Consider the following 12,771-nt stretch of genomic DNA (forward strand, 5'->3'; position numbering starts at 1 on the left):
CGAGCGCCGTCGAAGTCCACCACCAGCGCTGAGGCGCCATGGAAGACTGGGCCGCATGAGCGACCCCTTTGACGTGGCCATCCTCGGCGCCGGCTCAGCCGGCTACGCCTGCGCCCTGCGCGCCGCCCAGCTCGGGCTACGGGTGGCCCTCGTCGACGACACCGCCCTCGGCGGCACCTGCCTCCACCGCGGCTGCATCCCCACCAAGGCATGGCTGCAGGCGGCCAAGGTGAGGCGGACGGTGGCCAAGGCGCCGTCGTTCGGGATCGGCGCCACGCTCGGCGAGACGGACGCGGGAGGGATCCGGCGCTACGCCGACGGCGTCGTCGGGGGCCTCCACCGCGGCCTGGAGTCGCTGATCTCCCAGCGCGGCATCACCGTCATCCGCGAGCGCGGCACGCTGACGGTCGACGACCGCGGCCCGGGCATCGAGACCGGCGCCATCGTGCACCGTGCCCGCGCCGTCGTCGTGGCGACGGGGGCCGCGCCCGTGACGCTCGGCCTCGCGGTCGACGGGGTGCGCATTCTCACCAGCGACCACGCGCTCCGCCTGGAGTCCCTCCCCGAGCGGGCCGTCGTGCTCGGCGGTGGCGTGATAGGGGTGGAGTTCGCGTCGCTGTGGGCAGACCTGGGGGTCGCGGTGACCCTCGTCGAGGCCATGGACCGGCTGCTGCCCGCCGAGGAGCCGGGGCATGCGCGGATCCTGGCCCGTGCGCTCAAGGGTCGCGGGGTGGACGTGCGGCTGGGCGTCGCCGTCGACTCGGCCGAGGCCACCGACGACGGGGTGGCGGTGCGGATCGGCGGCGAGACCCTCCACACGGAGCTGCTCCTCGTGGCCGTGGGGCGGCGCCCCGCCACCGACGGCATGGGGCTGGCCGAGTCGGGCGTGGAGATCGGCCCGGGCGGGCACCTCGTCGTCGACGAGCACCTCCAGACCCGCGTCAAGGGCGTGTTCGCGGCGGGCGACGTGGTAGCGGGGCCCCAACTGGCGCACCGCGGCTACGCGCACGGGATCTTCCTGGCGGAGCGGATCGCGCATCTGCAGGGCAGGCACCACGAGCGGCCGGTGCTGCCCCGCGACACCGACATCCCCCGCGTCACCTACTCCAGCCCCCAGCTGGCCTCGGTGGGCCTCACCGCGGCGGAGGCCGGGCCCGAGGCCGACGTCGTCGACTACCACCTCACCGGCAACGGCCGCGCCCAGATCCTGCGTGCACCCGGGGAGCGCGAGACCGGGGTGGTGCGGTTGGTGCGACGATCGGGCGGCGCCATTGTCGGCATGCACGCGGTGGGCGAGGACGTGGCCGAGCTGATCGCCGAAGGAAGCCTCCTGGTGGGCTGGAACGCCACTCCCGAGGACCTCGCCGGCATCGTGCACCCGCACCCGACCCTCAGCGAGGCGATCGCCGAAGCGAACTGGGCGTTGGCCGGCCGGGCACTGCACATGCACGCCTGAATCGCATATAGGCTGGGGGCAAATCGCGGTATGCAAAGGAGCCATCTCACATGTCAACCGAAGTAACTCTCCCGGCGCTGGGCGAATCCGTCACGGAAGGCACCATTTCCCGCTGGTTGAAGGCAGTCGGAGACACCGTCGAAGTCGACGAACCACTGCTCGAGGTCTCCACCGACAAGGTCGACACTGAGATCCCCAGCCCCATCGCAGGCACCCTGCTCGAGATCCGCTTCCAGGAGGACGACGTCGCGGAGGTCGGTGCAGTCCTCTGCGTCGTCGGTGACGCCGACGACGCGGGCGAGGCCACCGCCGCTCCCGCCGAGGAAGCCGCCGAACCCGAGCCTGAGCCTGAGCCAGCCGAGGAGAGCGCCGAGGAGGAGCCCGTCGAGGCGCAGGAAGCTGAGGAAGCACCTGCCGCTCCTGCCAGCGAGCCGTCGGCCGCAGCTTCGTCCGCCGGCGTCGAGGTGACCCTTCCCGCACTGGGCGAGTCGGTCACCGAAGGCACGGTGTCGCGGTGGTTGAAGGAAGTGGGCGAGACCGTCGAGGCCGACGAGCCGCTCCTCGAGGTCAGCACGGACAAGGTGGACACTGAGATTCCCAGCCCCGTCGCCGGGACCCTGCTGGAGATCCGCTTCAAGGAAGACGATGTGGCCGAGGTGGGTGCCGTCCTGGCGATCGTCGGCGAAGCCACCGCCGCCCCGGAGCCGAAGCCCGAGCCGAAGCCCGCGCCCGCAGCGAAGCCCGAACCCAAGCCCGCCCCCGCGCCCCAGGCCGAACCAGCGGCCAAGGCTGAGCTCGCTCCGGCGCCGAAGGCTGAGCCCGCTCCGGCCGCTCCGAAGCAAGAGCACTCACCCGCCGTCGAGGCCGCCGTGGCACGGCGCGCCGAAGAGGCATCAGCCGACGGCACCTACGTCACGCCGCTGGTGCGCAAGCTCGCGAAGGAACACGGCGTGGAGCTGTCCAGCGTCAAGGGCACCGGCGTCGGTGGCCGCATCCGCAAGCAGGACGTGATCGAGGCGGCTGAGGCAGCCAAGGCCGCGGCCGAGGCGGCGAAGGCCGCCCCCGCTCCGGCCCCCGAGGCCCCGAAGGCCGCTGCTCCGGCAGCCGCCGCCCCGAAGGCCTCGGCGCCCACCGCTCAGGTGCGCGGCACCACGGAGAAGCTGTCGCGGCTGCGCAAGACGATCGCGGCGCGGATGGTGGAGTCGCTCCAGGTCTCGGCCCAGCTCACCGCCACCGTCGAGGTGGACGTCACGGCCGTCAGCCACATCCGGACCCAGGTCAAGGACGATTTCAAGAAGCGCGAGGGCGCATCGCTGTCCTACCTTCCGTTCATCACGATGGCCGCCGTCGAGGCCCTCAAGCAGTACCCGATCGTCAACGCCACCATCGACACGGAGGCCGGCACCGTCACCTACGCCGACGGCGAGCACATCGGGCTCGCGGTGGACACCGAGAAGGGCCTCCTGGTGCCCGTCATCAAGGATGCGGGAGACCTCAACCTCACCGGCCTGGCGAAGAAGATCGCGGACCTCGCGGCCCGCACGCGCGCCAGCAAGGTCACCCCGGACGAGCTGTCGGGTGGCACGTTCACCATCACCAACTACGGCTCGGCGGGCACCCTGTTCGACACGCCCATCATCAACCAGCCGCAGGCGGCCATCCTCGGCACCGGCGCGCTCGTCAAGCGCCCGGTCGTGGTCGAGGACCGCTTCGGCAACGAGTCCATCTCGGTGCGGCACATGATGTACCTGTCGCTCAGCTACGACCACCGTCTCATCGACGGCGCGGTCGCGGCCAGGTTCCTCTCCACTGTCAAGTCGCGCCTCGAAGAGGGCGACTTCGGGGGCGAGTTCGGCCTCTGAGCCACCACCGATCAACGACGAAGGGGCGCCATCCTTCGGGGTGGCGCCCCTTCGTCGTCCGGGGGACGCTAGATGCGTCCGGCCGCGAGGCTGATGTGGAGGATCGATGCCGCCTCGGCCACCGCGTCGGGCAGCTGGTGCACCCCGGAGACGGAGGTCCGGTGGGACCCGCCCACCCACACCGACAGAGGCGGCGACACCGCGGCCAGCTGATTCACCACCGCCTGCGCGGGCTCGACGGAGCGCTCCGAGGTCACCCCGATCACCGCGGCCCGCGCGCGGCGACCGTCGGCCGCCCGGACCCACTCCTCCACCGGGATGTCGGAGCCCAGGTAGACCACGTTGACGCCGCGACGACGCAGGCAGGTGGCGAACGTGAGCAGCGCCAACTGGTGCCGGTCCCCAGCGGGAAGCCCGACGAGCACCGTCGGGCCGCCAGTGACGGCCGGCGCGGCGTCGAACTCGGCCGAGATCGCCCGCATCAGGCCGGCGCTGGCGAAGTGCTCCTGCGCCACGGACAGCTCGCCGCTCTCCCAGGCGTCACCGATCCGGGCCAGCTGCGGCAGGATCCAGCCGTCGGCCACCTCCTCGAATGGTCCGCTGGCGAACGCGCGCCGCAGCACGTCGTCGAGTTGAGCCGGCTCCAGCGACGCCGCGGCCGCGACGAACGCCTCGGGTCCCGGACGGCCCGAAACCGGGGAGTCCCCGGCGCCCGGCAGCCCTCGCACCGCCTCGGCCGCCCGCGATGCCGGCACGCCCGCCTCGACGAGCGAGGCCATCTCCCGGAGCGCCCCCACCTGTGAGTCGTCGTAGAGCCGGTACCCGCCGGGCGTGCGCGATGGGCGCACCACGTCGTAGCGGCGTTCCCACACCCTCAAGGTGGCCTCAGCCACTCCAGTGAGCGCGGCCACCTGCTTGACTGTGTACATTCGCACGTCCCTCCAGGCCAGTCTGATGCACACCGTACCAAAGGTTGAACAAACCTTCTGCAATGCGTTGCATCCGGGTGCCGTTTTCGCTATCGTCGTGCGAAAGATTGAACAAACATTGGACACTCATGATCGCTGACACGAGCTCATCCAGACCGCGAGGCCGCACGGCCCAGCGCGACGACGTGGTCCTGCTCGACGAGGACGGCATGCCCATCGGCCGCGCCGACCGCATGCAGGTGCACTCCACCACCACGCCGCTCCACCTGGCCTTCTCCACCTACGTGTTCAACGCCCATGGCGAGGTGCTCGTCACCCGCCGCGCCCTGGCCAAGAAGACCTGGCCGGGCGTGTGGACGAACTCGTGCTGCGGGCACCCCAAGCCCGGCGAGTCCCTCGAGGACGCGGCCCGGCGCCGGATCCGCGAGGAGCTGGGCCTCAACGTCGGCCCCCTCGTCAGCCTCCTTCCGGACTTCCGCTACCGCGCCGTCGACGCCTCGGGGATCGTGGAGAACGAGATCTGCCCCGTCTTCGCGGCCTTCGTGCCCGACGAGCAGCCCATCGCCAACCCCGACGAGGTCTCCGAGTGGGCCTGGGTGCCCTGGGAGAACCTGTCCGCGGCCATCACCGCGACACCTCACGTCTACAGCCCCTGGGCCGCCCTGCAGGTACCCCAGATCGCCTCGGCGCACCCCGATGCCGTGTGGCGGCCCGCGCCGCCCACCATCGACGTCGGCGCGGCCATCGCGGACGTCGACGCCCTCCTCGCGGCGGAGGTCAACACCCTCACCGTCGAGTGGCAGAGCTACGCCGGAGACCTCGGCCTCGACGTGCTCGAGGCGGACCTGCCACGCTGGCTCGGCGGCCTGCTGGTGGGCCACGGCAAGCGGCTGCGCGTGGCCCTGGCCTACTGGGGGTTCATCGCCACCGGCGGGACCCACGGCTCCTCCGGGTACCGCAACCTCATCCGCTCCGCCTCCGCCCTTGAGACCCTGCATCTCTTCGCGCTCATCCACGACGACGTGATGGACGAATCGGACTCCCGACGCGGGCGCCCGTCGGCCCACGTGGCCTCGGCGGGCTGGCACCGCGCGGCCGGTGCCTCCGGCGACGCGGAGGTCTTCGGCCGCAACATGGCGATCCTCCTGGGCGACCTGGCCCACACCATCTCCGACAGACTCGTCGACGGCCTCCCGCAGCCCCTGCGCGAGGTCTGGTACGCGCTGTCGGTCGAGCTCATCGCCGGGCAGCGCGCGGACCTCACCGGCGCCGCAGCGGCCCGCCGCGACCGTGCCCACGCCGAGCACATCGCCCGCGCCAAGACCGGCCGCTACACCGTGGCCAGGCCCCTCCAGATCGGGGCCACCGCCGCCGGCGCCAATCCCGCCGTCGTCGCCACCCTCATGGAGTGCGGCGACCATCTCGGCCGCGCGTTCGCGCTCCGCGACGAATACCTCGGTGTCTGGGGAGACCCAGACATCACCGGCAAACCCGCCGGGGACGACCTCCTGGAAGCGAAGGCAACCGTGCTCCTCTCCCTCGCCGAGGACCGCCTCAGCGGCCCCGACGCCCACCTCCTCAGCCGCCTCGGCACCCCCGACCTGGCCCGAGAGGACGTCGACCATCTCGCCGACGCCATCCGCGCCGCGGGCGTGGCCGACGAGCTCGAAGCAATGATCGCCGCGGCCGTCGACGACGGGCTGGCCTGCCTGGAGATGCCCCCACTCGTGGCGGCCGGCGTGGCCGGTCTGCGCGAAGCCGCCGGCTCGCTCGCCTGGAGGCAGTCATGAGCCGCGGACGACGGATCCCGGGGAAGTCCGGCGCGCAGCGCCACGTGGCCGTGGTGGGGGCGGGGCTCTCCGGCCTTGCCGCCGCGATGCACCTGGCCGGCGACGGCTACCGCGTCACCGTGCTGGAGCGCGAGGCCATTCCCGGCGGCCGCAACGGCCTGCTGGAGAAGGACGGCTTCACGTTCGACACCGGTCCCAAGGTCTTCACCATGGTCTCCCTGCTCCAGGAGGCGTTCAGCGCCGTCGGGAAGCGGGTGCCGGACTACGTCACCCTCAAGCAACTCGATCCCGCCTACCACGCGCACTTCGCAGACGGCTCCACCCTGCTCGTGCGCGCCGGCCACGAGGCCATGCGCGCCGAGATCGCCGCGCACAGCGGCGCGAAGGACGCGGCCGCGTTCGACAAGTTCGTGGTGTGGCTCAAGCGGCTCAATGATGTGGAACTCCCGCATTTCATCGACGCCAACTTCAACTCCCCCCTGAGCCTGTTCCGGTCTCCGATGGCCGCGCTTGAGCTGATCCGGCTGGGCGGGTTCGGCCGGCTGGGCCCGGCCGTCGCTCGACGGTTCGACGACGAGCGCCTCCATCGGATGTTCAGCTTCCAGGCCATGTACGCGGGCCTGGCACCCGCCCAGGCGCTGGCGCTCTACGCCGTGATCACCTACATGGACTCCATCGAGGGCGTCTTCTTCCCGGAGGGCGGCATGCACGCCGTCCCGCGCGCCATGGCTGCGGCGGCCGCAGACGCTGGCGTCGAGTTCCGCTACTCCACCCCCGTGGAGCGGGTGGAGCGGCGCGCCGACGGCTCAGCGGCAGGTGTGCGCCTTCCGGGCGGCGAGGTCCTGGCGGCCGACGCCGTCGTGGTGACGGTGGATCTCCCCGTCGCCTACGAGCGCCTACTACCCGACGTGCGTGCGCCGCGGGTGGCACGCAACGGCCGGTACTCCCCCAGCGCGCTGGTGTGGCACGTGGGCGTCCGCGGCACTCTGCCCGACGGCGTGGGGCACCACAACATCTACTTCGGCAAGGCGTGGGACGAGTCCTTCCGGGAGTTGCTCGACGGCGGGACGGCAATGACGGACCCGTCGCGGTTCCTGTCCGTGCCGTCGATCGACGACCCGGCTGCAGCTCCCGAGGGGTGCCACGTCCTCTACTACCTGGAGCCCGTGCCCAACCTCAAGGTGGGGCGCCTGGACTGGGACGTCGAGGGACCCCGCCTGCGGGAGCGGATGCTCGGCTCGCTCGAGACGATGGGCTACCCCACCGACATCGTCACCGAGGAGCTCGTCACCCCGGTGGACTGGGAGCGCCAGGGCATGGCGGCGGGCACCCCGTTCGCGCTGGCCCACACCTTCCCCCAGACCGGCCCGTTCCGCCCGAAGAACGTGGATCGTCGCGTCCCGGGCCTGGTGTTCGCCGGGTCCGGCACCACCCCGGGCGTCGGCATCCCGATGGTGCTGGTGTCAGGGAAGCTGGCGGCGAAGAGGGTCGCGGAGATGGGGCGGTGAACGCATCCCTGGACGCCGGCTACCGGCGGTGCGCCGAGCTCACCCGGGAGTACGGCACCACCTACTACTGGGGTGCGCTGCTGCTGCCGAAGTCCCAGCGCAAGGACGTGTACAGCGTCTACGCGCTGTGCCGGCTGGCCGATGACATCGTCGACGAGCCGGACAAGGTGCAGGCCGACGACGCCGCGGTGCCGCGCGACGGGACCCCCCAGGAGCGGCTCGCAGCGTTCCGCGCCACGTTCTTCGACTCCCTGGCCCGCGGAACTGCCGAGCAGCCGGTGATGGCGGCCATCGTCGAGAGCATCAACCGGCGGGGAACCGATCCGGAGTGCTTCGAACGGTTCTTCGACGCAATGGCCTCGGACTTCACCCAGGACACGTGGGAAACGTGGGAGGACCTGCGCGACGGGTACATGGAGGGCTCGGCCGCGGTGATCGGCGAGATGATGCTGCCGGTGCTCGAGCCCCTCACCCCGGAGGCGATGGGGCCGGCGCGGGCGCTGGGGCAGGCGTTCCAGCTCACCAACTTTCTGCGCGACATCAACGAGGACCTGGACCGCGGGCGTGTCTACCTGCCTCAGGAGGATCTGGCCAGGCACGGCGCGGATCCGTGGCTCCGCCGCGTCACGCCGCAGTGGCGGGCGATGATGGCCGAGCAGGTGGCCCGAAACCGGGAGCTGTACGCCGAAGGGGTCCGGGGGCTCGACATGTTGCCGCCGGCCTCCAAGCGCTGCGTCGGGACCGCGCTCGTCCTGTACAGCCGGATCCTGGACCGGATCGAGGCCGCTGACTACGACGTGTTCTCAGGCCGGATCCGGGTGCCGAACCGGGAGAAGTTGAGTGTCGCGGTGAGGGCGGTCGTGGGGGCGATGCCCTCGGTGAGCTTCGCCCCCGCGCACTGACCCTTCGGACCCTTCCCCGCTGGTTGAGCCGGGCCAAGTCGCGAAGCGGCGCAGCCCGCGTCGAAACCGACCCGAACCTGGCGCACGGACTCGCAAGTTATCCACAGGTGGGTGCATTTGCCCTTGCCTGACGCTGTGTCGCGGCCACGATGGGTGCATGCCATTCACCTACATGCTCCAATGCTCCGACGGGAGTTTCTACGTCGGGTCGACCTGGGACCTCGGGGAGCGGGTCACGCAACATATGTCGGGTCGCGGCGCCACGTATACCAGCCGCCGCCGACCCGTGCGCCTCGTCTGGGCCCAGGAGTTCGAGCGAATCGATGAGGCGTTCAACGTCGAGAAGAAGATTCAGGGTTGGGGGAGGGAAAAGCGGATCGCGCTGGTCGAAGGTCGGTACGCCGACTTGCCCGGCTTGGCTCGCAAGGGTCGCCAGACTCAGCCGTGTGAGATCTCGGATGAGGCGCGCGCACGTCTCGATTCCGACTGACGGTGCCGAGAGGCTGCCGGACCGCTGCCGGGTCACCGTTGACCCGGTGCTGGGGTCTTGCTGGAGGGTTGCGTCGGGTTTCGACGCGGGCTGCGCCGCTAAGCGGCTTTGCCCGGCTCAACCCAAGTCGACGCGGGCTGCGCCGCTACGCGGCTTTGCCCGGCTCAACCAGCGGGAAGGGTGCAGCTCGGTCCGCTCAACCAAACGGGCGAGCGCGTTCGGCCTGCTCAACCAGCGTCGGGAGGGGTCGCCACTATCCCGCTGGTTGACCCAGCCGCGGCGCGAAGCGCCCGCTGCTGCGTCGAACCCACCGCACCCGGTGCAGGGACTTGCTGGAGAGTTGCGTCGGTTTCGACGCGGGCTGCGCCGCTCCGCGGCTTTGCCCGGCTCAACCAGCGGGAAGGTGCAGCTTGGCCCGGCTCAACCAGCGGAGGGGGCGGCTTGGCCCGGCTCAACCAGCGGGAAGGTGCGGCTCGGCCCGGCTCAACCAGCGGGAAGGTGCGGCTCGGCCCGGCTCAACCAGCGGGATGGTGCGGCTCGTCCAAGGGTGGGTCAGCGGCGGGGCCAGCGGCCCAGTAGCCCCTCCATCGGCACCGTCCACAGGTCGTGGCCGGCCGCGCCCCACCCCTCGAGGAGGGCGTTGGCCGCCAGGAAGCCTGTCGTGGCCGCCCGCTCCATCAGTGCCACCGGGTACTGGCAGCGGACCCAGTCGCCCGCCAGCACCAGCCGCGGCGACGGCGTCCTCACGCCTGGGCGGTCCGCCCACCTGCCCGGCCCGATCAGCGTGCAGTCGTCGCGCACCAGCACCTCGCGCTCCAGAACGCCGGCCGCGGCCGTCTCCGGGAAGATCCGGTGCAGTTCCTCCTCCAGCCTCGCCGCGACCCCCTCAGCCGCGCCCGGATCAGACGCCACCGCCGGGTCCGCGGCGTAGGCGTGCAGCTCGACGACGGAGCCGCGATGCTCCGTCGCCCAGTCCGCGGCGCCCTTCTCGAAGCGCTCCAGCACGGAGACGTTGTCCAGCGGCCCGTAGCCGGAGGTGCCGACGAACGCCGGGCGCGAGGCGTCCACCGGGGTGTCCAGCCACAGCCGCACCACAACGAACGGCGGCGCGTTGACCGTGCCCGCGACGCGTCGCTGCCACGCCCCCCAACTGCTGCCGGCCAGGTCCGAGATCAGCTCCCGGCTGGTGCGTGGGTCCGTGGCGAGGACGACGGCGTCGTAGGTGCTCGCCTCCCCGTCGATCACCACAGTGGTGGCGCCCTGCCCGATGCCGATCGCCTCAACGTGCTGGCCGACCCTGATGTCCACCCCGCGACCCGCGAGGTAGCGGCCGAGGGGCGCCCACAGGGCGGTGTCGTAGTCGTCGACGGGCACGTCGAAGAGCAGGCCCTCGGCCGATCCCATGAAGTAGGTGTGGAACATGGCCACCAGTTCCCCGGCGCCGAACTGCGACGGGTCGGCGAAGAACGACCGGGCAAACACCTCCAGGGCCAGGTCGCGGGCCGCCTCCGGGAAGCGCAACCTGTCCAGGAAATCCGCGGCGGACTCGCCGTCGTAGGCGGAGTAGGTCTCGGGGAACTTCACCCGGAGCAGTTCCATGGCCGCGGGCACGTTGACCTTGGCCAGCGTGCGCGCGCTGAACGCGGGACTGCGCCACACGAACTGCATCACGGAGAACGGCGGCGTGGTGGCCAGCCCGGTGAAGGAGTCCCGCATCCCGTCCGGGCGCTGCAGCGGGTAGTCCTCGATCGGCACGAGCGAGTTCAGCTGCGGATCGATGCGCCGCAGCAGCCCGCGCAGGTTGTAGTACTGCCGGAAGAACGCGTGGAACCCGCGGCTCATGGTGCGACCGTCGTCCAGCGGCCATGCCGCCACCCGCCCACCGAGGCGGTCCGAGGATTCGATGAGCGTGACCTGCACCCCGCGCTCGGCCAGCCCGGCGGCGGCGGCCAGGCCTGCGATCCCTCCGCCGACGACGGCCACCGACTTCGGCTCCCCCACCCGCGACACTCCCAGCGGGCCCGGATGTCGGACGGCCCGCTTGTCGCGGCCGGGGTGGGTGGTGGTGCTCATGCATGCTCCTCGGGCTTGCGGGCGACGAACGTGTGGAGGATGCCGCGCTGCCATCCGGAGGCGGTGCGGTGCGCGATGTCGACGAACCCGGCCCTGGTGAGCCGGTGCGCGAAGCGGTCGACGGAGTCGAAGTCGCGGACGCTGCGCCACAGGTAGCGGTAGAGGTCCACGTCGCGGTCCACGACGGTGCCCAGCGGGATGATGACGGCCCGGCACACCGCGTCCCAGACGCGCCTGGCCCGGTCGTCGCCGGCCACCGAGTACTCCTGGACGACGAGCCAGCCCCCGGGGCGCAGCAGCTGGAACACCTCCGTCACGGCGCGGTCACGCGTCATGGGCGGCACGTTGCGGAAGAGGTAGCAGGTCAGGATGCCGTCCCGGTCACCGCCGACGGCGTCGAGGTCCAGCGTGCCGGCCACGGCCTGCTCGAAGCTGACCCCGCCGGGCCACTGCTTGCGCCCGGCCTCGGCGAGCATCCCCGAGGACGCGTCGAGGCCGAGGATCTCCGTGCCCTCGGGGGCGGCACCCACCAGCGCCGCCGTCGAGGCACCGGAGCCGCAGGCGAGGTCGATCAGCCGCAGCCGGGCATCCCCGCCCACCCGCTCGACCAGCGCCGTGGCGGCGCGCCTGAGCTCGCGGTGGTACCCGGGGTTGAGGGCCACCATGAGGTCGTAGTGCCCTGCGCCGCGGTCGAACGCCTCGGTCGTGGTCACGCTTCCAGCCCTGTAATGGTCGTGCATTCAACGGCCTCCATTCCTACGTCGGATCAGGCTACTCGCGGCAGCGACCACGAGGGCCAGAGCGAGCAATGCGACCCCGAGGCGCGCGTAGGTGCGGCGGGGACGCGCCGGATCCACCTCCGCGGTGGCCTTCCGGACGGCGTCGTCGAACCCGGTCAGCCCACCCGGGGGGTCCCCGAGCAGGCCCGCGGCGTCGTCGTCGCTCTTGACGGCGTCGTGGATGAGGCTGCCCACCAGCGGCCTGGCGATCGCGGAGTCCACGGGGGTCACCAGACCCACCCACAGCGAGGCGAGGCGGGGCGTGAGGACGGGGAGCGTGACCACGAACGGCGGCTGCAGCCCGGTGGCCGTGGCGTAGCGGTGCATCATCTCCACATAGGTGAGCACCTCCTCCATCCCGACGTCGATGGCGCGGTTGACGTCTGGCTGGAGGTCGGCGGCGCGGACGAGGTAGTGGATGACGTCGTCGACGGCGATGGGCTGGATGCGGTTGCGCAGCCACTTGGGCCCCACCGCCACGGGAAGCCGCTCGGAGAGGTGGCGCAGCATGTCGAAGGACGCCGACCCCTCCCCCAGCACCACGCCGGCCTGGAGGACCGCCGTCGGCACCCCTGAGCCGAGCAGGATCTCACCCACCTCCACCCGGGAGGCCATGTGTTCCGAGAGCTTCCCCTCCGGGTGCAGTCCGCTGAGGTAGACGATCCGCTCCACCCCGGAGGCCAGTGCGGCGGCGGCGAAGGTCTCGGCGAGCTCGCGGTCACGCCGGCGGTAGTCCCCGCGACCGTCCATCGAGTGCAGCATGTAGTAGGCCACCTCCACCCCGTCCAGCGCCCGGAGCACGTCGGAGGTGCGGGTGGCGTCTCCGGCGGTGACCTCGACCCGGTCACGCCAGGCGGGCGCGAGCTTCCCGGGGTTGCGCGACAGCACCCGGACCCGCCACCCGGCGTCCAGGAGCGCGGGGACGAGCCGGGCGCCGACGTGGCCGGTGGCGCCTGTGACGAGTGCGGTGCGGGTGGACATG

The 12,771-nt window shown here is 71.7% G+C and carries 9 protein-coding genes and 2 pseudogenes; 7 read left to right on the forward strand and 4 right to left on the reverse strand.

Annotation, left to right across the window (positions count from 1 at the left end; genetic code table 11):
- Positions 1 to 55 precede the first annotated feature (55 nt).
- Positions 56 to 1,456, forward strand: coding sequence for an FAD-dependent oxidoreductase (locus ACZK39_RS02050; RefSeq protein WP_463612378.1), 1,401 nt, complete (start codon positions 56 to 58; stop codon positions 1,454 to 1,456).
- 50 nt (positions 1,457 to 1,506) lie between these two features.
- Entirely contained in the window at positions 1,507 to 3,318 is a 1,812-nt protein-coding gene (gene sucB, locus ACZK39_RS02055; protein ID WP_463612379.1) for a 2-oxoglutarate dehydrogenase, E2 component, dihydrolipoamide succinyltransferase, read from the forward strand.
- A 68-nt stretch (positions 3,319 to 3,386) separates the two neighbouring features.
- Here sucB and ACZK39_RS02060 read toward each other — a convergent pair whose 3' ends face one another.
- Positions 3,387 to 4,247: a MerR family transcriptional regulator gene (locus tag ACZK39_RS02060; protein WP_459056437.1), complete on the reverse strand. Its 861-nt coding sequence runs from the start codon at positions 4,245 to 4,247 to the stop codon at positions 3,387 to 3,389.
- Positions 4,248 to 4,375: 128 nt separating this feature from the next.
- Here ACZK39_RS02060 and idi point away from each other — a divergent pair.
- The 5 genes and pseudogenes from idi to ACZK39_RS02085 form a co-directional block, all read left to right on the forward strand.
- A pseudogene (gene idi / locus ACZK39_RS02065) lies at positions 4,376 to 4,918 on the forward strand (isopentenyl-diphosphate Delta-isomerase); the annotation flags it as partial.
- Positions 4,919 to 5,134: 216 nt separating this feature from the next.
- Positions 5,135 to 6,037: pseudogene (locus tag ACZK39_RS02070) on the forward strand (polyprenyl synthetase family protein); the annotation flags it as partial.
- Entirely contained in the window at positions 6,034 to 7,545 is a 1,512-nt protein-coding gene (gene crtI, locus ACZK39_RS02075) for a phytoene desaturase family protein (protein WP_463612380.1), read from the forward strand. The pseudogene ACZK39_RS02070 and the gene crtI, both read left to right, overlap by 4 nt.
- A complete protein-coding gene (locus ACZK39_RS02080; protein WP_463612381.1) occupies positions 7,542 to 8,447 on the forward strand; it encodes a phytoene/squalene synthase family protein in 906 nt (301 codons plus the stop codon). Before crtI ends, ACZK39_RS02080 begins: the two co-directional genes overlap by 4 nt.
- Before the next feature lie 157 nt (positions 8,448 to 8,604).
- Entirely contained in the window at positions 8,605 to 8,937 is a 333-nt protein-coding gene (locus ACZK39_RS02085) for a GIY-YIG nuclease family protein (RefSeq protein ID WP_463612382.1), read from the forward strand.
- A 552-nt stretch (positions 8,938 to 9,489) separates the two neighbouring features.
- Here ACZK39_RS02085 and ACZK39_RS02090 read toward each other — a convergent pair.
- From ACZK39_RS02090 to ACZK39_RS02100, 3 genes are read right to left on the reverse strand one after another with little or no spacing between them, the layout of a single operon-like run.
- A complete protein-coding gene (locus tag ACZK39_RS02090) occupies positions 9,490 to 11,010 on the reverse strand; it encodes an FAD-dependent oxidoreductase (protein WP_463612383.1) in 1,521 nt (506 codons plus the stop codon).
- Positions 11,007 to 11,723, reverse strand: coding sequence for a class I SAM-dependent methyltransferase (locus ACZK39_RS02095; RefSeq protein ID WP_459056431.1), 717 nt, complete (start codon positions 11,721 to 11,723; stop codon positions 11,007 to 11,009). Before ACZK39_RS02095 ends, ACZK39_RS02090 begins: the two co-directional genes overlap by 4 nt.
- 27 nt (positions 11,724 to 11,750) lie before the next feature.
- Positions 11,751 to 12,770 carry an NAD(P)H-binding protein gene (locus tag ACZK39_RS02100; protein ID WP_459056430.1) on the reverse strand — a complete coding sequence of 340 codons (1,020 nt, stop codon included), beginning with the start codon at positions 12,768 to 12,770 and terminating at the stop codon, positions 11,751 to 11,753.
- Position 12,771 lies beyond the last annotated feature (1 nt).

The organism is Tessaracoccus luoxuelianae (assembly GCF_055326245.1).

Coding starts and splice junctions, on each gene's coding strand:
- ACZK39_RS02050 (WP_463612378.1), top strand. CDS start 56: ATGAGCGACCCCTTTGACGTGGCCATCCTCGGCGCCGGCTCAGCCGGC.
- sucB (WP_463612379.1), top strand. CDS start 1,507: ATGTCAACCGAAGTAACTCTCCCGGCGCTGGGCGAATCCGTCACGGAA.
- ACZK39_RS02060 (WP_459056437.1), bottom strand. CDS start 4,247: ATGTACACAGTCAAGCAGGTGGCCGCGCTCACTGGAGTGGCTGAGGCC.
- crtI (WP_463612380.1), top strand. CDS start 6,034: ATGAGCCGCGGACGACGGATCCCGGGGAAGTCCGGCGCGCAGCGCCAC.
- ACZK39_RS02085 (WP_463612382.1), top strand. CDS start 8,605: ATGCCATTCACCTACATGCTCCAATGCTCCGACGGGAGTTTCTACGTC.
- ACZK39_RS02090 (WP_463612383.1), bottom strand. CDS start 11,010: ATGAGCACCACCACCCACCCCGGCCGCGACAAGCGGGCCGTCCGACAT.
- ACZK39_RS02100 (WP_459056430.1), bottom strand. CDS start 12,770: ATGTCCACCCGCACCGCACTCGTCACAGGCGCCACCGGCCACGTCGGC.